The organism is Alkalibacterium thalassium (assembly GCF_900101165.1).
Taxonomy (GTDB): Bacteria; Bacillota; Bacilli; order Lactobacillales; family Carnobacteriaceae_A; genus Alkalibacterium; species Alkalibacterium indicireducens.
In genome coordinates this window covers 1-21939 of the sequence record NZ_FNFK01000024.1, presented here as the reverse complement: position 1 = coordinate 21939, position 21939 = coordinate 1, and the positions used below count along the sequence as shown (strand labels likewise).

Below are 21939 nucleotides of genomic sequence, written 5' to 3'. Positions count from 1 at the left end.
TTTTACGTTTCAGCTAAAAAATCAACTGCTTTTTTGATTTTCGCTACAACTGTTCGGCAGTCGTCTTCCGTGACCCCATAGCCGAAACTCAATCGAATCGTTTCAGAGATGGCAGGATGGTTAGAACCGTAAAGAGCTTCGAGAACTGGACTTGGATCGACATTTCCAGCAGAACAGGCTGACCCGATAGAGACTGCAATTCTGGCCAGATCAAGATGAATCAGCAGCTTGTCTGCCGGAATACCTTTAATATGAAGGCTTAAGATATGAGGCAAACTCTGGTCGACCGAACCATTTACTTCATAATCGATACCAGATGCATCGAGTTCAGCCAGACATCTGCTTTTTAACGCCTGGTATTCTTCTCTAATACGCTTTTTTTCAGCCTGTCTGATTTCTACAGCACGCTGGAATCCGATGACACCTGGTATATTTTCCGTTCCTGCTCTGCGCTTATTTTCCTGCTCTCCTCCTAGCACCAAGCCAGTAATAGGCAGTTCTTCATTGATGAACAGGAACCCGATACCCTTAGGCCCGTTTATCTTATGAGATGAAACGGAGAGCAGGTCGATTTTCTGCTCTTTGACATCGATGTCTTCTGTTCCATAAGCCTGTACGGCATCTGTATGAAAGGCAACTTTATGGTCAAGGCCGTCAAGGTACTGTCCAATTTCAGTTATCGGCATAAGCGTGCCGATTTCATTATTTCCATAAATGACTGAAACCAGTATCGTGTCTTCTCGGACTGCTTCCTTCACCTGCTCAAGACTGATCAGCCCATTTCTGTCTACTGCTAATTCAGTGACTTCAAAGCCCTGATTTTTCAGATAATTTAACGGGCGCCTGACAGCTGGGTGCTCAACGTTTGTCGTCACAATATGTTTTCCTTTATAGCCGTATTTCTCTGCTGTTTTGACTACAGCCATATTGTCACTTTCGGTGCCTCCACTTGTAATGACGATCTCGTTTGGTGAGGCATTGATGCTTGCAGCAAAAACAGACCGAGCTTCTTCCAGCAGACCTTTACTTGTCCGGCCCATCTGATGAATACTTGATGCATTCCCGTAATGCAACTGCATTGCTTCAGTCATTGCTTCGATCACTTCCGGTCTCACAGGAGTCGTTGCCGCATGATCAAGATAAATATAGTTGTTCATTTTATATCCCTTCCAGTCTTATGATAGGTCGATAGATGGAAAGAGCATATCAATGACTTTCCTTGCCAGATTACGCCCTTTGCCCTTCTGAACGAATGCATGCATATGCATAGCCGGATTGAAGTTGGCCTCGATGACGACATAACCCGGCTTGTCCTTGGTACTTGGTCTATCGATATCAGGAATGATCAGGTCCAGACCAGTGACTTTGACTTCCAAGGCCTTAGCCATCTCTACTGCCAGTTTCTTATAGGACTCGTCCATATCGTCAGTCATATCTATAGAGTCTCCGCCAGTTGAAATGTTGGAGTTCTCTCTCAACAGCACGCGCTCCCCTTCAGCCGGAATACTGTCGAATGTGTAGCCTTGTTCTTTGAGCATCAGTCGCTCCAGTTCCCCCATTTTTATTTTTTCAAGAGGGGCACGGTGATTGGTTCCCCGATAAGGATGCGTGTTCTTTTTCTGAATCAGTTGTTCAATCGTCTGTCTTCCATCACCAGTTACGTTTGCAGGTTGTCTCAGCATAACGGCTTCTACCTTATCATCGATCACAACGAACCGGTACTCTGTTCCTTCAATGTAGTCTTCAACCAGAATCTGCCCATCTTCTTCAAAAGCCAGACGCACAGCTTCTGAATATGCTTCATATGATGCAGGATGCTTAAAAATGGAGATGCCCAGCCCATAGTTGGTACTTTTAGGTTTGACGACGATTGCTTTCCGGTCAAACAGGGCATACGCATTCACAGCATCTTCTATTGATGCAAATTCTTCTCCATGAGGCACTCTGTACCCATAATTTTTCAGAATTTTCTTGGTAACTGTCTTGTTAGCCATGATCCAGTGAGAGATATAGGTGTCTTTAGACGTCATATTTCCGTTTCTCACGTATTCGGTCTTGTCCCCGTGAGTCAACTTCAAAAACTGATCATGACTGTCCAGCAGTTCCGTTTCAAGCCCCAGTTTCAATGCGTCAAACAAGAGCAGCTGAGTACTCATTTCCATTTCAGTAAAGCCTTTGACTAGAAATGGCTTCTCAAAGGAGACCTCTTTATATTGCTGACCCAGATTGATCCCGTACTCAATAAAGGAACGCCCATTTTCCAGCTCTTTGACAATTCTTGCAGAGAGGGTTTGTTCAGGATGATCCAAGAGCGTGTGGGCCGTCTCAAGGACAGCATCGTACTCGCTACTCAAATGCAGCGCATTAATAGTCTCTTTCATCATGTTAAGCAGGAACTGTCCCTCTTCTTTGAATCTGGAGGACTCAAACGGGTCTTCCATGGCCGTCTGTTCATTCATTTCTGCACCGGTTTTGACATCCTCTGTCGTACTGTCCTTATCCATCCAGACCATCGTCATTAGAAAGAGATGAGTAAACAGAGACTGCTCATAAGAGAATCCCAGTCTTGAGAATGGATTTAGATCGAATGAACGGAATTCAACGTATCGCGTCCCGCTGCTTATCAAGTTGCGGACTGCTTTTCCTTTTCCTCTCAGACGAGCTGAGCCATAATACTCACGTTCTTCTATCAAGGTACCCTCTTCAACCAGGTGTTCGATGTCTCTGACATATTCCTCAATTGCCTGATAGGAGACTTTGTTGGTGAAGGAATTGTGATAGCCCAATGGACTATTTCTTATACTTCTGTAGTACTGCCTTGAATCTTCACTTGAAAACGTATCGTCTGAAACTGGTGATGCACCAAATAAGTAAGTCAGGATCCATTGATATCTCAAATAATTACGGGACATTTTGAGATAAAGATCATTACTCCAGCTGGTCAGCTTTTCTGGTGTCTCAGCAATACTGGCCAGCGCGTCCATAAAATCAGAGGAAAATGAGAAGTTGTAATGAACACCGCTGATCATCTGTTTTTTCTTCCCATATTTTTCAGCAAGCTGCTCTCTGTATTCTATTTCTTTCCTGTCCTCGACTTTGATGATTGGAATATTTTTCTCATCAGGAAGCCTACTAGGCATACTGAACGGCCAGACAAACTCTTCCGTATCAATCGTGCGGTTGACCACATCATGAAGAGCCTCAAGCCACTTATACTGTTCCTTAAGTGTATTCTGAGGCGGAGTCACCAGTTCCAGTTGCGATTCACTGAAATCCGTCTGAATATACGGGTGGTGTTTCCTGCTTCCAAATAACGCAGGGTGAGGGCTGAGCGCCAGATCTCCTTCTCGTGTTGTTCTTAATCCTTCTTTTTCAATTCCAAACGAACCTTTTTTATACAATTCCTGTAGATGGTGAACGGTAACTATCTGTTTTATATTCATTCAAATCTTTCCTTACTGAGTGATTTACTTACTAATATCAAGTACTATCTTATCATAAAGCCTCGCGTCAACCTAGGAAAAAGAAAGAAATCCAAGTGCGAACCTTTGTTCGATATTGTTTAAATCACTGTCCAAACATGCTATACTTTAGTCACTTATACTAATTATGTGATAAAGGAGTCTTTTATGAATAAACCACTAGCCTATCGTATGCGTCCAACGACGATCAGTCAGGTTGTCGGTCAGGAACATCTTGTAGGAGAAGGTAAAATCATATGGCGGATGGTAAAGGCCAAACAGCTGTCATCCATGATTTTATATGGTCCTCCCGGAATAGGAAAAACAAGTATTGCCAGTGCAATTGCCGGTTCGACTAAGTATGCTTTCCGCACGTTGAATGCTGCCACAGATTCTAAAAAAGATCTGCAGATAGTTGTTGAGGAAGCTAAAATGAGCGGCACAGTAGTCCTGCTATTGGATGAGGTCCATCGTCTCGATAAGCCTAAGCAGGATTTCCTGCTGCCACATCTTGAGAATGGTCGGATTGTACTGATTGGGGCGACTACCGAAAATCCATATATTTCCATCCACCCTGCGATTAGAAGTCGGTCCCAGATATTCGAATTGAAACCTTTGTCTGAAAATCAGATTACCTCGGCATTGGAGCGGGCACTGACTGACGAAGAAAATGGACTGGGTTCTGAATCTATAGTTATCTCTCCCTCTGTTCTAAATTATTTCTCAAGGGTGACTAACGGCGATTTAAGAAGTGCGCTGAATGCCCTAGAACTGGCAGTGAAGTCTACTGATTCAGATGATAATGGAAACACCGTTATTACACTGGATATTGCAGAAGAATGTCTCCAGCATAAATCCCTGACTCATGACAAAGATGGAGATGCTCATTATAATGCAATTTCAGCCTTTCAGAAGTCCATTCGGGGAAGTGACGTACATGCAGCACTTCATTACCTGGCACGGCTTCTGGAGGCTGGTGAACTGAAAGTGGTGATCAGACGGCTGATCGTCACTGCATACGAAGATATCGGTCTGGCAAACCCTGCAGGTGTATCGAGAGCCGTACAGGCTACAGAAGCTGCTGAAAAAATTGGGCTTCCCGAAGCCAGGATCCCTCTTGCCAACGCTGTCATCGAAATGTGCCTATCTCCTAAATCAAATAGTGCGATCAGCGCGATCGATCAAGCAATACAAGATGTTAGAGAAGGAAAAACAGGTGATGTGCCGGTTCATCTGAAAGATACTCATTATAAAGGAGCAAAAGATCTGGGAAGCGGCATTGGTTATCAGTTCCCGCATAATTTTGAAAGCCACTGGATCTCCCAGCAGTACCTACCTGATACGATTAAAAGCAGAGAGTACTATGCTCCAGTCTTGACGTCTAAGTTCGAGGAAGCCTTGAACAAGCAGCTTCAAAAGTTTGACAACAAATAAGTACTCACTCTTTGAAGCAAGCTGTCTGTATTGACTAAAAGCTCCCCCTGTGCTAATATAAAGATAAGAATTCTGAGGTGTACGCGATGCCAAACTACTGTGTTGACCGAACATTGTATTAAAACATTGGGATTCTAAAGGAAGAATTGATGACATGCCTTATCACTTGGAAGTCAGATATTTTTCTGGTGAAGCCCACCTGCTATTAGCGGGTTCAACCTAAACTGGCATACTACCGGCACCATCGGATTTCTTATACTTAGTACGAAACAGAGCGAAGATTGACTCTTCGCTCTTTTTTTGTATATCTATCCATTTTCTAATCGTTTCTATTAGCTATTGTCCGGTCTTTTTTAGTATAATCAGTATATAGAACAAGAGAGGATGTGGATAGAATGTTACAGGAATATAAGTCTATTATGGTGGCAATCGATGGGTCTACTCAGGCAGAAAAGGCCTTCAAAAAAGCAGTCGAAGTTGCCAAACGTAATAATGCCCAGCTTGTGCTCGCTCATGTCATTGATACACGGGCTTATCAGTCATTTTCTACCTTTGATGGGTCAATCGCTGATAACGCACGAGTGGAAGCGAAGAATACCTTAAACGAATACAAAAAGTATGCAGAAGACAAAGGTCTGGATAATGTAAAAATAGTATTGGAATATGGATCTCCTAAAGTCATGATTGCCAAGCAGATCCCTCAATCGGAACATATCGACCTAATCATGCTCGGTGCCACGGGACTGAATGCTGTTGAACGTATCTTTGTTGGGTCAGTATCTGAATATGTAATCAGACAGGCGTCTTGTGACGTCATGATTATTCGTACAGATCTGGACAACAAGCTCGACTGATTTATTCTCAGATATTATTTATAGTAATCAAGTCCTGAAGGGAGCCTGTTCAAACTCTTCAGGGCTTTCTTCTATGCCTAAATGCCCATTCTCTATTCTTTCCTTAAATTCTTTCTGTTAAAAAAAGATCTGTCTGAGTTCTCTCAGACAGATCTTTTTAATTTATCTTCTTTAGCTGTTTCTAAATTTCTCTACATCCCTTGCAATCATGACTTCTTCATCTGTTGGAATAAGGAACACTTTAACTTTGGAGGAATCAGATGAGATTTCTCTTTCTTTACCACGTACATTGTTTTTCTCATCATCAATTTCTGCTCCCAGGAAGGTCAGTCCATCGATCACATTCTTACGAGTATCTGATCCATTTTCTCCAATTCCTGCAGTAAAGACAATGGCATCTACACCATTCATAGTCGCAGCATATGATCCGATGTATTTTCTGACACGATCTTCAAAAATACGAAGAGCCAGTTCAGCTCTTTCATTAGTAGCTTCTGCATCTTCAAGGTCTCTCATGTCACTTGATATGCCTGACAAGCCTTTTAGTCCCGATTCGTTATTTAGAATATAGATCATGTCATTGATAGACTCGATGCCTTCTTTTTCCATCAGGAATGGAAGCAATGAAGGATCAATGTCACCAGAACGTGTACCCATGGTCACTCCTGCAAGTGGGGTGAATCCCATAGATGTGTCTACTGATTTTCCGCCATCAACTGCAGTGATAGATGCACCATTACCTAAGTGACATGTAATGATTTTTGTGTCTTCAATTGGTTTTCCAAGCAGTTCAGCTGCTCGTTCAGCAACATATTTGTGGCTGGTTCCGTGTGCACCGTACTTACGGGCATTATGCTTTTCGTAATATTCCATTGGAATGCTGTAAAGGTAGTTCACTTTAGGCATAGTCTGATGGAATGATGTATCAAATACAGCTACACTAGTAATATCTGGAAGGATTTTACGGAAAGCCTTGATTCCAGTAGCGTTAGCCGGGTTATGAAGCGGAGCAAATTCAGATAGTTCTTCGATCTGATTGATGACTTCATCAGTTACTAGAGCTGAATCTTTAAAGATTTCTCCACCAGCAACCACACGGTGTCCCACACCAGTAATTTCATTGAAATCACTTAAAATGTTCAATTCTTTAAGCTGTTCAAGAAGCATTTCAACTGCCACTTCATGATCAGCGATATCGACAACTTGTTCGAATTTTTCGCCGTCATTGTATTTGATAGTAAAGATCGAATCATTCAGTCCAATTCTCTCTACGATCCCTGAAGCCAGTACGCTTTCTTCCGGCATAGTGAAAAGTTTCCATTTCAAACTTGAGCTTCCAGCATTAATTGCAATTGTCTTTGACATAATATATATGCTCCTTTTAGTTTATTTAATCCCTTGTTCCTTTTTCCACTTCTTAATATCCATTAAGAAGGTTTTGAACGCTTCTTTATTGGATAAGCTTGGAGAAGTAGCGATCAGCACTTCTTTAGCCTGTCTGCTCTTTTCTCCTTTTTTCTGAACGATCAGTATGGATTTTCTGGACTGTTTATTCTTGAACCATTCATTGGGCAGATGAATGAATCCCTGAACATATCCTGTACTCTGAATAAATGAAAGCAGTCCTTTAACTTCTTCTGACTCAAACGTGCTTGTAGGCATGAGATAGAGAGCCAAGCCATCTTCTTTCAAGTAGTTGAGACCCTGCTCTACCAGTAGAAAATGACTATATGAGTAGCCTTCCTCAAATGAAGTACGGAAAGTATTACCCTCTAATTCTATCGGATAATACCCTACAGGTAAATCAGAAAGCATGATGTCTGCAGGATCCATCAGTAAAGGCTGAAGCGCGTCCTGATGCATCAGTTCGATCGGCATACCCAGTAATGCAGCTAATGTCGATGTTAAAGATATTAGCAGGTCATCATTATCCACACCTGTGAATCTAAATTTATTTTTAGAGGATTCCAGATTACTGAATAGTGTATACATCAAGTTGCCAGTGCCGACTGATAAATCAGCTATATGAGCGGGCTGGTCGAAATCGTATAGAAGTTCAATCAGATAACTGAAAATAATGCCGATGGCATCTGGAGTTGGCTGATGGTTCGGCTGAAGCAAGTCTTCCTTGGCCGCTTTGATCAGAATAAGCTGAATGGCCTGTTTTCGTTCTTCAGGGGTCAGTGAAGCCAGTGTCAAACGACTATATATATCGATCAACTGTTTCTGAGCCTCTTCCCCGGGCAGACCGTTCTCCACATGAATATCTCCGTCATCCAGGATATTCTCACCTGTTTCGATCAGGGCTTCAATATATGTTGAATCAAGCTCTTTTCTGATAAGTTCTGTGGAATCATTCAACACAGAAAAAAAACGTTCTACGTTATTTATGTCCAAAAAAAATTATCCTTTCATCTTTAGGGTGGTCAACAGCGAGTAAGATACTTGGGATAAAGAGTTAAAGCAGATTTAGTTATTATTAGTAAGGGTATCTATAGTCATTTTAACTCATTTACTCATTATTCACAAGATTAATAATTGGTGTATGTACATTCTGTCGTATGACATCCTGTCATCTTATCGTAAAGAAAAAAGGAATCATATCAGCTGATGTGATTCCTCCACTTCTCTTAATTTAGTTAGCCACAGGATAAACAGAAACTTGCTTCTTGTTTTTTCCTTTACGCTCGAAACGAACAACGCCATCAACTTTAGCATAAAGCGTGTCATCTCCACCACGACCAACGTTTTCACCCGGATAGATTTTTGTTCCGCGCTGACGGAATAAAATTGATCCACCTGTAACGACCTGACCGTCTCCACGCTTAGCGCCTAGTCGTTTGGATTGAGAATCACGACCGTTGGAAGTAGACCCTCCACCTTTTTTCGTCGCGAAAAACTGTAAATTCATTTTCAACATGATTTTTGCACCTCCATTACTTATTGTCTGAGGAATGGACTGTCATATAGTCTCCATACTCCTCCTCCGTATTTTTCAAGGAAAGATGCAGACTATTCATCAATATTTGAGCTGTTTCCATTTGCTTCTGACTCAAACCTTTGGGCAGTGAGAACTTCAAATAGCCTCCCTGCTCATCAGCTGACACGATATCAGGCGATATCTTACCGATCTCGATCAGACTGTTCACTGTACCGATACTCAATGCTGAGACAGCGGCGCACACGATATCCTGACCATAGGGACCGGAATCAGCATGCCCAGTGACTTCCACTGAAGAGATATGCTCATTTTCAAACTGGAATAGAATATTGATCATTACAGAACCGCTTCCCTGTCTGTATTAGTTGGTTTTAATTGATTTGATTGTTACTTTTGTATACGGCTGACGGTGACCTTGCTTGTTGTGAGAGTCTTTTCTGCGACGGTATTTGTAAGTCGTAACTTTCTTACCGCGACCTTGTTTTTCGATAGTTGCTTCAACTGAAGCACCTTCGATAAACGGACTTCCTACAACAGTGCTGTCTCCACCGACGAACAATACTTCTCCAAATGTTACAGTATCGCCAGATTCTCCGTCCAGTTTTTCAACAAAGATTTCCTGACCTTCTTCAACTTTGAACTGTTTGCCGCCTGTTTTGATGATTGCATACATACTTGTTGCACCTCCTTATAATTTTGAACAAAGCATAATACGCCCTATTCCTGCACTTAGACTCGCCGTTATAAGTGGCATTAGCTCTTAAAGACTTATACACGAGCGGTTGTAGCTGTGGTGCATCACAAATACAACATTAATATCATATCAAATTAGACATAACGAGTCAACGTTTTTTGCCGAAAAGCTTTTTCCAGAATGACTGTTTCTCTTCTTTAAGAGACATCAGCGGAACAGTGTCTCCTAGAAGACGTCTCGCAATGTTTCTATACCCTTGTGACGACACATGATCCGGATCCAACACCACTGGATTCCCTTTATTTGAAGATCTGACCACTTCATCGTCTTCAAAAATGATTCCCAACAGTTCTACTGATAGATGGCGGGTGATTTCTTCTATATCCATCACTTCACCTTTTTGCATCATTGACTTTCGGATTCGGTTAATAATCAGTTTCGGCTGCTGGATCGATGTCTGTTCGATCAGTCCGATGATTCTGTCTGCATCTCGGATTGCTGAGATTTCAGGCGTTGTCACCAGAATAGCGTCATCGGCTGCAGCTATAGAGTTTTTGAATCCTTGTTCGATTCCTGCTGGACAATCGATCAGTACAAAGTCATAATCTTTTTTAAGTTCGCCGATTAGCTCGATCATCTGTTCTTCATTGATTGCATTCTTGTCAGCGTGCTGAGCAGCTGGAAGCAGGAAAAGCTGATCATTGAACCGCTTGTCTTTTATGATAGCTTGATGAAGTTTTGCTCTTCCTTCGACTACATCAATAATATCGTAGATAATTCTATTCTCAAGACCTAAAATAACATCCAGGTTACGAAGTCCTATGTCCATATCCACTAGACACACTTTTCTGCTTTGAAGGGCCAGAGCTGTTCCTATATTTGCAGTGGATGTCGTTTTTCCTACTCCGCCTTTACCTGATGTAACAACAATTGCTTTTCCCATTTAAAATAAACCTCCTGAGTGTTTCCCTATTTCTGGTCGTATAGTTTTCAAGTAATGCAGAGAACCGACCTCTATGATATGTAAATCATTCACGTAAACAAATTGGATGTCCTCTGACTGTACAAGGTTTTCATCTCTGTTCTCAATGACATGTACATTTCCGCCAATCCTCACTTGTGCGTTATACTTGAAATTCGCCAGGACTATGGCATTTTCATTGCCTTCAAATCCTGCATGGGCGATCCCTTTCAATTCTCCGATAACAAATATACTGCCCGTTGCCCGAACTGTTCCACCTGGATGGACTTGACCTATAAGCAGTAAATCACCATCAGCTTCAAGAATTTGACCGCTTCTGACTGTTCTTACTTCAAGCTTAGGGCGTGCTTCTCTGGCACGTTTCTGAGCATCTTCGATCGAAATAACATCGGATTCATATGAACTGATTTTAAAATGCTCATCCTCAATGATATCGCTAATCTGTTTTTTTTCGTCAGCTGACAGCAGCCTGTTCCCAGTGTCAACAAAAAAAATCAACTCATGTCCTTTCTGAGTATCCTTTTTCAGCTGAACTGTAAGTTCTTTCAGCTGGTCAACTACTTCTTCAAAGGAAGCTGAAGCGTGCAGGATAATCTGAAACCCTTCCGTTCTTCCCTTTAGTGTTACAGCATTATTCATTGGCCCCACTCCTCATTATCTGTAGCTTATACTGGATTTCGATTTATCCTTGTTATCTTTTCTGTCAATACCCATGCTCTGAATGACGTACTTCAATGGTAGAATAAGGAACACTGCGATGACAGTGTTGAACAGCAGCGAGGCTGACAGTCTGTCTGCCATAAAATTCTGTACTCCCATAGTAGTTAAGTCCAGCACGGTATAAATTCCGAAAACAAAAAACTCAAGAAAAGTAATCATGATGATGGAAACAAGCAGGATAATTAAATAGGTCGTATCGAATATTTTTCTCAATTGCATGACAAAATAGGCTATAAGTGTCAGACCGGCGATGTATATTCCCAGAAGGCCTGAAAAATAGCTGTCGTAAATGAAACCGAAAACAACTGTCAGGATGATCATATGTCTCGGTTCAAGGTAGAATGCAAGCATAATCACTACTAATACAAATAACCTTGGAGACATAAACCCGAAGGGAACGTTTAGCTGTTCAGTAAACAGCGCAACGATCAGCCCATCGGTCAGCAGCGAGAAAAATAACAGGACAATAGGAATGACAACTCTTTTCCACTGTTCCATACTATTCCCCGCTTTCTGCAAGTCTATTTATAATTGTAACATATCTGATATTTTCAAAATCTGCTGCCGGGTTTACAAAGACTTGCTGAGCCAGCCCATGAGCATCCATAGTCACTTCTTCAACTTCTCCTATAACTAGACCACGAGGAATCACGCCTCCCAGTCCAGAGGTTGTAATCAGCTCGCCTTCTTCGATTTCGATTGTGGAGGTAATCTGAGACATGACCAGTCTGTCGCTACTGCTGTCATACCCACTGATCAGTCCATAAACAATTTCTTCTTCCATAATAATTTCGGAAGAGACCTGATTTGCTGTCTGATCGATATTTGTCAGAAGGACAACCTTGGAGCTCGTAGGATTGACTTCAGAGATCCTTCCAATAAGACCGTTGCTCGACATAACTGGCATTCCAACTGCGACGCCATCCTGGCTGCCCCTGTCAACCACAATCTGATCGACCCAATTATCCGGATTTCTTGAAATAACAGTACCTGAAATGGTCCGGTAGTCTGTCAGGGAGCTTTGTAATTCAAGTTCTTCTCCCAGCCTCTGATTTTCATCCCTCAAGACATTGATTTCAGCCTGTCGTTCGTAGATTTTGTCTATTTCAATTTTCAGTCTCTGATTTTCTTCATAAGTATTCTGTAGATCGTTAACTGATTCAAAAACCCTTGTTACTGCATTGGCAGGTCGGATAAAAACACGTCCCAGAACTGCTGTAATATCATTAGCTGCCTGCTGCAGAAACGGTGTATTGTCTCCGGTTCTCAAAGATATTGAAATAAGAGAAACAAAGAGTATTACACTGATGAGCAGAACGATCATTTTCTTGTTTGTAAAAAACTGGTTCACTTAAAACACCTCTTATAATTAACTTCGACTATTTTACCATATATTTAGATTTTATCGTAGAGGCAGTTGCATAAGATTTTACTTAATGCATGTCTTGTCCTGTTCAACAAACAAGCGGGAAGATGCCTTCCCGCTTGTCAGTTTACTTATTTATCTCGATCGTTTTTTGTAAAGGTCAAGGTGATTCAGAGCTTCCCCAGTACCAATAGCTACACAATCAAGTGGGCTGCTTGCTACAAATACAGGCACTTCGGTTTCTTCCGCAATGACATCACTTATGTTTTTAAGAAGAGCTCCGCCACCTGTCAATACAATTCCTCTATCGATCACGTCTGCAGAAATTTCGGGAGACGTATCTTCTAATGTTGCTTTTACAGCAACTATTATGCCATCGATCACTTCTTTTATCGCTTCAGAAACATCTTCCGCAGGTATAGAGATTGTTTTAGGTAAACCTGTAAGTAAGTCCCTTCCTCTAATATCCATGTTATCAAGGGCTCTAGAAGCTTCAATAGATGCGCTACCCAGTTCTATTTTGATTGCTTCGGCTGTACGCTCACCTATCAGCAGGTTGTATTTACTTCTGATAAAATGAATGATCGACTGATCCATCTGATCTCCAGCCATTTTGATTGTTCGGCTGCTGACGATTCCACCTAGAGAAATAGTAGCCACATCAGTCGTTCCTCCACCAATATCTACCACCATGCTTCCTGTGGGTTCATTGACTGGCAGACCGGCACCAATGGCAGCTGCAAACGGCTCTTCTATTAGAAAGGCATCTTTAGCTCCAGCCATCCTTGTTGCATCAATGATCGCTCTTTTTTCAACTTCAGTTCCGCCTCCGGGAACACAGACGACCACATTGGGCTTCGAGGCACGTTTTCCGACAGATTTTACTATAAAGTATTCCATCATAGCTGCAGTGGTATCGAAATCAGCGATCACTCCATCTTTCATTGGACGAATAGCTACGATGCTTCCAGGTGTTCTACCAATCATCTTCTGTGCATTTTCGCCAACTGCAACAACCTCATCAGTCTGTTTGTCTTTAGCAACAACTGAGGGTTCCCCCAGTACTATTCCTTTTCCTTCAACGAAGACATTAGTATTTGCAGTCCCCAGGTCAATCCCAATATTCTTTTTTCTAAACCAAAACACTTAGAAAATCTCCTTTCAAAAATCAAAGCATACATATTTAATTACTATTGAATAGTATTCATTATGCTATTGTACCTTTTTATCTCAAAAGATGCACTATAAGAGTTTGACTTTATTTTAATTTTAATATTTGAAACGATTCGTTACATTATCAGACCACACTAAAAAACCGGGTAAGCATTATGCCTACCCGGTCGAAAATTCAATTAGAGTTAATTACGCTTTTTCTACGTTTGCAGCTTGTGGTCCGCGTGCGCCTTCTTCGATGTCGAAAGTAACAGCTTGACCTTCTTCTAGAGATTTGAATCCTTCTTCGTTAATAGCTGAGAAGTGTACAAATACATCGTCTGCACCTTCGCGCTCGATGAATCCAAAACCTTTTTCTGCGTTAAACCATTTTACTGTACCGTTTTCCATGTTACAATTTCCTCCTCGTGCCTAGTGCACTATATATTTCACATTATTGCTATAGGTACGAATCGGAATGTTGTTACACATTACTTTTTTCTTTCCCTAACAAAATGCTAAATTCATATTAACATGGCTATTTTAATATTGCAAGGATAATGCTCCATTTATTTAAAAAGATATAATGCTTCTTTACCGACTGTTACAGCGCTCCCATTTCTTTTAAACTGATGTAGGAATTATCTCCAATAATAAAGTGATCCAGCAGTTCTATTCCTATCAGTCTTCCTGCTTCGGACATTCGTTGAGTAAATGAAAGATCAGCATCAGAAGGTTCAGGATTTCCGGATGGGTGATTGTGTGCAATGATGAGTCGTGCTGCCGAACATTTTATGGCAGCTTTGAAAATCTCCCTTGGGTGCGCCACAGACGAATTTAGAGATCCTTTAAAAATTGTCTCCTTTTTTATGATTTCATTCTTTGTATTAAGTAAGAGAGCGACCACATGCTCCTGCTGAAAATCCTTTAGTTCGTCCAGCAGAATCTGTCCAATGTACTGGCTGGATGTGACCGCTCCTTCTTTGACGATAGGTGTATGTGACATTCTTCTTCCCAGCTCAATGGCAGCAAGCAGTTCCACAGCTTTAGCCTTTCCAATCCCCGGAATCTCCATCAGTTCCTCAAGTGAAGCATTCTTCAGCATGTACAAGTCATCAAAGTGTGAAAAGACTTGTAGACTTAATTGCAGCACATTCTGATCTCTAGTCCCTGTTCTTAACAATATAGCTAGCAGTTCATGATTGGCCAGTGCTGACTGACCATATTCTTTCAGCCTTTCTCGCGGACGGGATTCGACAGGCAGATCTGTAAATTTTTGCATAGATAACATCCTCCTTAATGAAAAGAAGAGAAGCTGTCTTTAGCTCCTCTTCTATAACATTACCCATTAAATTAAAATGTCACTTTTTATCTTCGTTAGAACTTCATGAAGATCATGGCAGACGTCTAATGTTCGGCTGCGTATCTCATCATCAGGTTCGATAAGATCCGGTACCATTACAACTGGAAAGCCTGCTGCGTTAGCGGCTTTGATCCCGTTTATTGAATCTTCAAGAACTAAAATATTAGATAAATGTTCACCTGCCAGCGTACTGGCTTTGATGAATATCTCAGGGTGAGGTTTTGAATGCGTCACATCATCTCCTCCAACGACGCCGTCAAAGTAATCTGATACCTCAGCACTAACGAGAAGTGCCTTGACGACCTCTCTTTCAGAACTGGACGCGACCACCATTTTGTATTCATTACTTTTCAGATAATCGAGCAGATCGACCAGTCCTTTTTTCTTCACTGGAGGAGCCGCAAACAGGACATCTTTTAAATCTGCTGTACTGTCAGTGATGAATCGCTCGACTTTTTCCTTGTCAAATGACTGATACATCGCATTGAAAAAGTCTTTCTCGCTGGCACCAATATACTTTTCATAAAACGCATAGTCAAAGGGAAGGCCTATACGGTCAGCTGTCTTCTGGTTGGCTTTATAATAGAGGGGTTCAGTGTCGAACATCAGCCCATCCATATCAAATATGATCAGTCTATTCATCGATTATCCTCTTCTATCTCTTTCATTTTCGCCAACTGTCGAGTGACAGAATCATATTTCTCCTGATACTCTCTCCCTTTAGCTCGCTCTTCTTCAACGATGCTGTCTGGAGCATTTTGAACGAATTTTTCATTAGCCAGTTTCTTCTCCACTCGAGTGATTTCACTCTGCCATTTAGACTGCTCTTTTTCCAGACGCTTGATTTCTTCTTTGAAGTCGACTAGTCCGGCAAGTGGGATGAATACTTCCGCGCCAGTTACTACAGCTACTTTCACTTCTTCCGGCACATCGACCGACTGTTCTATGACTAGCTGATCAGGGTTACAGAATCGTCTGATGAATGACTCATTTTCTTTAAGGAAAGTCTCTTCTTTGTCTCCTTTAGTTCTGATCAGCAAATCAATTGTTTTGGACAGTGGTCTGTCAGCTTCTGAACGAATCGTTCTGACAGCCCTGATCAGTTCGATCAGCATGTCCATGTTTTCTACAGCATCCTGATCTTCGAATTCAGTGCGAGTCACAGGATATTCTGCAGTTACGATGGACTCTCCTGAGTGAGGGATATGAGACCATATTTCTTCAGTTACGAATGGCATGATCGGATGAAGCAGACGCAGGGTCTGGTCCAGAACATGTACAAGAACAGACTTGGCAGACTGCTTCTGTTCTTCCGTTCCCTGTGTCAGGACTTCCTTACTCATCTCTATATACCAGTCACAGTAATCATCCCAGATGAATTTATACAACTGACGGCCAGCTTCACCGAATTCAAACTTCTCAAACAGGTCGGTCACTTGTCTGACTGTCTCATTAAGACGAGCTAGGATCCATTTGTCTGCAATAGATTTTTCTAAAGTCAGATCGATTTCTTCAACTGAAAAGTCACCTAAATTCATGATGACATATCTGCTTGCATTCCATATCTTATTGATGAAGTTCCATGATGCATCCATCTTTTCATAACTGAAGCGGACATCCTGGCCAGGAGCAGATCCGTTGGAAAGGAACCATCTCAGTGCATCCGCACCATACTTGTCGATGACTTCCATAGGATCAATTCCGTTTCCTAAAGATTTACTCATCTTTCTGCCCTGCTCATCTCTTATCAGTCCATGCATGAGAACATGCTTGAACGGCGCTTTGCCTGTAAATTCAAGACTCTGGAAAATCATACGGCTGACCCAGAAGAAAATAATGTCATACCCTGTTACCAGCGTACTCGTCGGGAAGTATTTCTTAAAGTCGCTGCTTTCCACGTCAGGCCACCCCATAGTAGAAAAAGGCCAGAGGGCCGAACTGAACCAGGTATCTAGCACATCATTATCCTGCGTCCAGTTTTCCAGATCAGTAGGCGCTGACTCTCCAACGTAAACTTCACCTGTCTCATTGTGATACCAGGCCGGTATACGGTGTCCCCACCACAACTGTCTTGAAATAACCCAGTCGTGTACATTTTCCATCCAGTTATTGAATGTCTTCTCAAAACGTTCCGGTACGAAATTGACTTTATCTTCAGTCAGCTGGTTAGCCAGTGCTTTATCAGATAAGTGATCCATCTTCACAAACCATTGAGTCGACAGTCTCGGCTCGACAATGACACCTGTTCGTTCTGAGTGACCCACGCTGTGCTTTATGTCTTCAATCTTGATTAGATATCCTTCTTCTTTAAGATCACTGACTAGAGCTTTACGTGCTTCGAACCGGTCCATCCCTTCATATTTTCCTGCCAGACTGTTCATGGATCCATCATTGTTCATCACATTGATTTGTTTCAGATCATGTCGCTGACCGATTTCAAAATCATTCGGGTCATGGGCGGGAGTAATCTTGACTACTCCTGTACCAAATTCCATGTCGACATAGTCATCAGCGATGACATCCAGTTCCCTGTCTAATATAGGAAGTAGCACTTTCTTTCCAATCAGGTGCTGATACCTCTCATCATCTGGATGAACAGCTACAGCCGTATCTCCAAGCATTGTTTCCGGACGGGTCGTAGCAATTTCTACTGACTCCTCGCTGCCCACTATCGGATAACTAATATGGTAGAAGGCACCATTGACTTCTTTGTGCTCGACTTCAATGTCTGATAAGGCCGTCTGCGCTTTAGGGTCCCAATTGATGATGTACTCTCCACGATAGATAAGCCCCTTATTATACAGATCAACAAATACTTTGTTTACTGCTTTATTCAGCCCTTCATCAAGAGTAAACCGTTCTCTTGAATAATCGACTGATATACCAACTTTTGCCCACTGATCACGGATATTAGCCGCATATTCTTCTTTCCAGTCCCATACTTTTTCAAGAAACTTCTCTCGACCCAGATCATGACGGGAAATGTTCTGCTCAGCCAGCTTCTCTTCTACTTTGGCCTGAGTTGCGATTCCGGCATGGTCCATCCCTGGAAGCCACAAGGTGTCATATCCCTGCATACGCTTTTGTCTGATAATGATATCCTGAAGCGTCGTATCCCATGCGTGGCCCAGGTGAAGTTTCCCTGTCACGTTCGGCGGCGGAATGACGATAGAATACGGTTCTGTTCCCTTTTCATTTGGCTTGAACAAATCTTTATCCAGCCATTCCTGATATTTTCCTGCTTCTACGGCAGTTGGATCGTATTTCGTTGACATGTTATTCTCTTCCATTTTATGCACCTCATTTATTTTAATTATCAAAAAAAGCACCCATCCTAATCAACCTAGGACGAATGCTTCGCGGTACCACCTATATTACTACAGCATATTCCGAACGACCCGATATAAGCTGTAATCTCTCTAGACAGTATTACTGGTCTGTCATTCCATTTACGGGTACTGTTTGGTTTCCCCGTAAAAGCTCCCAAGCTACTTCGTGATCGTCTTCATCAGGGATTTCCAGCTGACACCCATTCTCTGAGATGATTCGGATCATTACTCCTCTTGTTCCATGCTCTTAATTATTCTCTTGTCTAAATTAGTTCAGTTCTGCTTCTTCATGTCTTGCAGCTGACAGGGCTTCTTCATAGTTCGGATCCTCAGCCATTTCTTTTACGACTTCACGGTAGACGATCTGGCCATTTCTATTGATGACAAATACTGTCCGTGCCATTTTATCAATATCTTCGATGTAAAGACCATAGTCTTTAGCAAACGACCGGTCACTGTCATGAAGAATATCCGTAGACAGCACTTTAGATTCTGCCCATTTGGTCTGCTGCTCTAATGTATTTGTCGATATGGAAATGATCCGTGTATTCTTCAGATCTTCAGCTTTATCATTGAAGGTATTCGTCTGTCTGGAACACGTGCTTGTTTCGATGTCCGGGACTGTACTGATGATCAGCACATCTCCTTTATAATCTGACAGGCTGACTGTTTCTTCATTCAGATTCTTGACTGCAAAGGAAGGCGCATCGTCTCCTACTTGAGGGGGTTGAGCGTTTGTCTGGAATTTTTCACCTTTTAAAGTTACATCCATGTTATTTCCTTCTTTCCTATGGTTTAAGTCTAGTGTACGGTTCATTAGGGCCGAATGCAACCAAAAGAATCAGAAAAGCGAATCAAAAGCTGCTTCGTCTGAATACTCTGAACCGGAATGTTTACCGATCACCGTATCAACTATGCCGTCCATTGCACGCTGCATCAGCCCATCAATATCCAGTTCCTCTTCCAGTTCCTTGACCTTGTGCAGTCTAGGCTTTGTTTTAGGACGTGTAGGGGCAAAGACCGTGCAACAGTCTTCATAAGGCTGAACCGCCAGATCAAAGGTATCGATATCCTGTGCAATTTTAATGATGTCGTTCTTGTCCATTGAAATCAGCGGTCTGAGGACAGGAGTATTGGTCACTTCGTTTATAGCTGTCATGCTTTCTAGAGTCTGAGAAGCGACTTGTCCGAGTGACTCACCGTTGATTATCGCCAACCCGTTTCTGTGTTCTCTGATCGCATCAGTCAGCCTCAGCATCATTCGTCTGGTAATAGTCATTGAATACGCTTCGGGAATCACTTTCTTAATTTCTTCCTGAATTTCAGTAAAGGGAACTTCCAGGAAGGTGACGTCTCCCCCATATCGTGCAATTTTGGCAGTGAGATCTTTAGCTTTCTGAAGAGCTTGCGGACTAGTGTAAGGCGGGCTGTGAAAATGAACGGCTTCTATGGACATGCCTCGTTTCATAGACAGATATCCTGCAACAGGTGAATCGATCCCGCCTGACAGCATAAGCATCCCTTTTCCACTTATACCTACTGGAAGACCTCCTGCACCTGACAGAGTATCAACAGAGATGAAAATCCCGTCTTTTCGAACCTCTACCCTGACTGTAACATCCGGGTTCTTCATTTTCACTGATACTGGCTGAACAGCCTTTTCAACTTCAGCTCCAAGCAGACGGTTCATTTCATTCGTATCATATTCAAAATCATGGTCAGCTCTTCTGGTCATGATCTTGAAAGTCATATTCTCTCTGAACTGTTCCTTAACCAGATGAACCACGGCTTTCTTGGCTTCATCCAGCGTTTTATCAACTTTAACGACAGGTGAAAATGACTGGATTCCGAATACATCCTTAAGTTCGGTCATCACTGCATTGGCGTCTTCCTCGTTCAGATCAATATGCATCCTGTCCCTGTTCGAACTGATCTTGACTGTGCTGAACTGACGAAGTTGTGACCGAACATTTCTGTGCAGCTTCTTGATGAAAAATTTTCTGTTCTTTCCTTTTGTAGACAGCTCGCCATAGCGAACCAGAATTTCTGTAATCTGCATAACGCTCTCCTTAATTTATATCTTTCAACTGCTGATATATCAAATTGAACTGGTCTTTGAATTCCTGAACTTCATCATTCGTGTTTAAGTGACTCAAGCTGATTCTGACAGCTGATTCAGCTTCTTCTTTAGTGTAGCCCATATCCAGTACAGTTGGTGTTTTCGTCTTTCTCCTGCTGGAACAAGCGCTAGTCGTCGATACAATGATCCCATGCTTTTCCAGTGCGTGGACAATGACTTCTCCTCGAATCCGGTTCATTCCGAAACAAACAATATGAGGAGCACTCCCATCAGGGGTAAAGATGGTCACTTTCTCCAATTTTTTCAGATAGTCAGTCAGTTCGTTTTTCAGTTCAGATAATCTTTTTCTTTTAGCTGTTACGTCTTCTAGCAGAAGTCTCAGAGCTTTAGCCATAGCAATATTCCCTGGTACATTTTCTGTCCCGCTTCGTTTTCCTTTTTCCTGGCCCCCACCACTCATCAGGGGAGCAAGTTTTCTGCCTTTTTTCAGATAAATGAAGCCGGTCCCCTTAGGCGCATGGAATTTATGTCCAGAAAAGACAGCGATATCGATTCTTGATCCAGCCAGGTCCAGATCAATTTTGCCGACTGCCTGTACAGCATCTACATGAAAATGTATAGATGGATAAGTTTCAAGTATTTCTCCAATCTTTCTTAAAGGCTGTATGCTTCCCATCTCATTGTTGACAGCCATTATGGATACAAGAACCGTATCTTTTCTGATTGCCTGCTTTAGTTCATCCAAATCGATCTGACCTTTTTCATCTACAGAAAGGTACGTCACTTCCCAGCCCATTTGTTCCAGCTGCTCCAAGGATTTAATTACTGCTGGATGCTCGATAGCTGTAGAGATAATATGCTTCCCGTAAGCCATCTTTTCGATCGCTGTGCCTTTTATTGCCCAGTTGTCTCCTTCAGTGCCACCGCTGGTAAAGACTATTTCTTCAGATTCGACCTGAAGCAGCTCGGCCACCTGCGCACGGGACCGTTTCAGCAAATTACTCGTCTCTTCGCCCATAACATGCAGACTGGTCGGGTTACCGTAGTATCGTTTGCTTGCTTCCAGATAGGACTCGAGAACTGAATCATTAATTTTAGTTGTAGCTGAATTGTCAAAGTATATCATGTCAAAACCTCTCTATGCCGTTCATATACAAACTTTTACTATTATATCAGAATTTTTTTCTTCTTCAAGCCTTGGACTGTTTGAATTTGCCCAAAATTTATAACAACACTTTATATACCAAAAGCTCGAGGGATTCACATGTGGAAAACATGGAAGCCTCGAGCTTTTTGACTGTCCACAGCAAAAATCTGTGGACAAAATGCACCCTGTTGCGTGTTATAATTGATTCACCACAAAACAAAAAAACAGAACAGGAACTGAGGTTATTTTACCATGAATTCTACAGAAATCTACCAAACAAAACGAAATATATTTACTTATGCGGATAAGTTGACCAAAGGTCTCCCGAAACCAAGAAAGAAATTCTACAGCGATATTTTATTTGGGATGTCTAAATCTCAAAGTACGTTGTTATCAAACATCGCTCGTTCATTGGA

General features: G+C 42.0%; 21 protein-coding genes, 1 other RNA gene and 2 other annotated features. Of the genes, 3 read left to right on the top strand and 19 right to left on the bottom strand.

The window, feature by feature from the left end:
- Positions 1-2 precede the first annotated feature (2 nt).
- Both BLR76_RS06555 and gshAB read right to left on the bottom strand, forming a co-directional pair.
- Positions 3-1157, bottom strand: a complete 1155-nt coding sequence (locus BLR76_RS06555) for a cysteine desulfurase family protein (protein WP_091267036.1) — start codon at positions 1155-1157, stop codon at positions 3-5.
- Positions 1158-1175: 18 nt separating this feature from the next.
- Positions 1176-3443, bottom strand: a complete 2268-nt coding sequence (gshAB, locus tag BLR76_RS06550) for a bifunctional glutamate--cysteine ligase GshA/glutathione synthetase GshB (protein ID WP_091267033.1) — start codon at positions 3441-3443, stop codon at positions 1176-1178.
- 186 nt (positions 3444-3629) lie between these two features.
- Here gshAB and BLR76_RS06545 point away from each other — a divergent pair, with 186 nt between their 5' ends.
- The 3 genes from BLR76_RS06545 to BLR76_RS06535 all read left to right on the top strand — a co-directional run bounded on the left by BLR76_RS06545 (position 3630) and on the right by BLR76_RS06535 (position 5749).
- Complete coding sequence (locus BLR76_RS06545) at positions 3630-4895, top strand: replication-associated recombination protein A (protein WP_091267030.1); 1266 nt, start codon at positions 3630-3632, stop codon at positions 4893-4895.
- A 66-nt stretch (positions 4896-4961) separates the two neighbouring features.
- Positions 4962-5150, top strand: a non-coding RNA gene (gene ssrS, locus BLR76_RS06540) — 6S RNA.
- Positions 5151-5290: 140 nt separating this feature from the next.
- Positions 5291-5749: a universal stress protein gene (locus BLR76_RS06535; RefSeq protein WP_091267028.1), complete on the top strand. Its 459-nt coding sequence runs from the start codon at positions 5291-5293 to the stop codon at positions 5747-5749.
- Positions 5750-5920: 171 nt separating this feature from the next.
- Here BLR76_RS06535 and BLR76_RS06530 read toward each other — a convergent pair whose 3' ends face one another.
- The 17 genes from BLR76_RS06530 to BLR76_RS06450 all read right to left on the bottom strand — a co-directional run bounded on the left by BLR76_RS06530 (position 5921) and on the right by BLR76_RS06450 (position 21502).
- Positions 5921-7114: an acetate/propionate family kinase gene (locus BLR76_RS06530; protein WP_091267025.1), complete on the bottom strand. Its 1194-nt coding sequence runs from the start codon at positions 7112-7114 to the stop codon at positions 5921-5923.
- Positions 7115-7135: 21 nt separating this feature from the next.
- A complete protein-coding gene (locus BLR76_RS06525) occupies positions 7136-8146 on the bottom strand; it encodes a class I SAM-dependent methyltransferase (protein WP_091267022.1) in 1011 nt (336 codons plus the stop codon).
- A 238-nt stretch (positions 8147-8384) separates the two neighbouring features.
- Positions 8385-8672 (bottom strand): 50S ribosomal protein L27, encoded by a 288-nt coding sequence (gene rpmA / locus BLR76_RS06520; protein ID WP_281241339.1) that lies wholly within the window; start codon positions 8670-8672, stop codon positions 8385-8387.
- A gap of 13 nt (positions 8673-8685) precedes the next feature.
- On the bottom strand, positions 8686-9027 hold the full coding sequence (locus tag BLR76_RS06515; protein WP_091267017.1) for a ribosomal-processing cysteine protease Prp: 342 nt from the start codon (positions 9025-9027) through the stop codon (positions 8686-8688).
- 24 nt (positions 9028-9051) lie between these two features.
- Positions 9052-9363: a 50S ribosomal protein L21 gene (gene rplU / locus BLR76_RS06510; protein ID WP_091267014.1), complete on the bottom strand. Its 312-nt coding sequence runs from the start codon at positions 9361-9363 to the stop codon at positions 9052-9054.
- A 48-nt stretch (positions 9364-9411) separates the two neighbouring features.
- Positions 9412-9484 (bottom strand) — a sequence feature (ribosomal protein L21 leader region).
- Positions 9485-9532: 48 nt separating this feature from the next.
- Positions 9533-10327 (bottom strand): septum site-determining protein MinD, encoded by a 795-nt coding sequence (minD, locus tag BLR76_RS06505; protein WP_091267012.1) that lies wholly within the window; start codon positions 10325-10327, stop codon positions 9533-9535.
- Entirely contained in the window at positions 10328-11005 is a 678-nt protein-coding gene (locus tag BLR76_RS06500) for a septum site-determining protein MinC (RefSeq protein ID WP_091267010.1), read from the bottom strand. It abuts the gene before it with no gap.
- A 15-nt stretch (positions 11006-11020) separates the two neighbouring features.
- On the bottom strand, positions 11021-11584 hold the full coding sequence (gene mreD / locus BLR76_RS06495; protein WP_091267007.1) for a rod shape-determining protein MreD: 564 nt from the start codon (positions 11582-11584) through the stop codon (positions 11021-11023).
- Position 11585: 1 nt separating this feature from the next.
- Positions 11586-12437, bottom strand: coding sequence for a rod shape-determining protein MreC (gene mreC, locus BLR76_RS06490; protein ID WP_091267006.1), 852 nt, complete (start codon positions 12435-12437; stop codon positions 11586-11588).
- A 150-nt stretch (positions 12438-12587) separates the two neighbouring features.
- The gene (locus BLR76_RS06485) at positions 12588-13598 is read right to left on the bottom strand and encodes a rod shape-determining protein (protein WP_091267003.1); all 1011 of its coding nucleotides are present in this window, start codon (positions 13596-13598) and stop codon (positions 12588-12590) included.
- A 216-nt stretch (positions 13599-13814) separates the two neighbouring features.
- The gene (locus tag BLR76_RS06480; protein WP_034302391.1) at positions 13815-14015 is read right to left on the bottom strand and encodes a cold-shock protein; all 201 of its coding nucleotides are present in this window, start codon (positions 14013-14015) and stop codon (positions 13815-13817) included.
- Positions 14016-14208: 193 nt separating this feature from the next.
- On the bottom strand, positions 14209-14895 hold the full coding sequence (radC, locus tag BLR76_RS06475) for a RadC family protein (protein ID WP_091267001.1): 687 nt from the start codon (positions 14893-14895) through the stop codon (positions 14209-14211).
- 57 nt (positions 14896-14952) lie between these two features.
- The gene (locus BLR76_RS06470) at positions 14953-15609 is read right to left on the bottom strand and encodes an HAD family hydrolase (RefSeq protein WP_091266999.1); all 657 of its coding nucleotides are present in this window, start codon (positions 15607-15609) and stop codon (positions 14953-14955) included.
- Positions 15606-18257, bottom strand: coding sequence for a valine--tRNA ligase (locus tag BLR76_RS06465; RefSeq protein WP_091266998.1), 2652 nt, complete (start codon positions 18255-18257; stop codon positions 15606-15608). Before BLR76_RS06465 ends, BLR76_RS06470 begins: the two co-directional genes overlap by 4 nt.
- 51 nt (positions 18258-18308) lie before the next feature.
- Positions 18309-18547 (bottom strand) — a binding site (T-box leader).
- Positions 18548-18564: 17 nt separating this feature from the next.
- Positions 18565-19068, bottom strand: coding sequence for a thiol peroxidase (locus tag BLR76_RS06460; protein ID WP_176759633.1), 504 nt, complete (start codon positions 19066-19068; stop codon positions 18565-18567).
- A gap of 69 nt (positions 19069-19137) precedes the next feature.
- Complete coding sequence (gene thiI, locus BLR76_RS06455) at positions 19138-20355, bottom strand: tRNA uracil 4-sulfurtransferase ThiI (RefSeq protein WP_091266991.1); 1218 nt, start codon at positions 20353-20355, stop codon at positions 19138-19140.
- 10 nt (positions 20356-20365) lie between these two features.
- The gene (locus BLR76_RS06450; protein WP_091266988.1) at positions 20366-21502 is read right to left on the bottom strand and encodes a cysteine desulfurase family protein; all 1137 of its coding nucleotides are present in this window, start codon (positions 21500-21502) and stop codon (positions 20366-20368) included.
- Between the last annotated feature and the right edge of the window lie 437 nt (positions 21503-21939).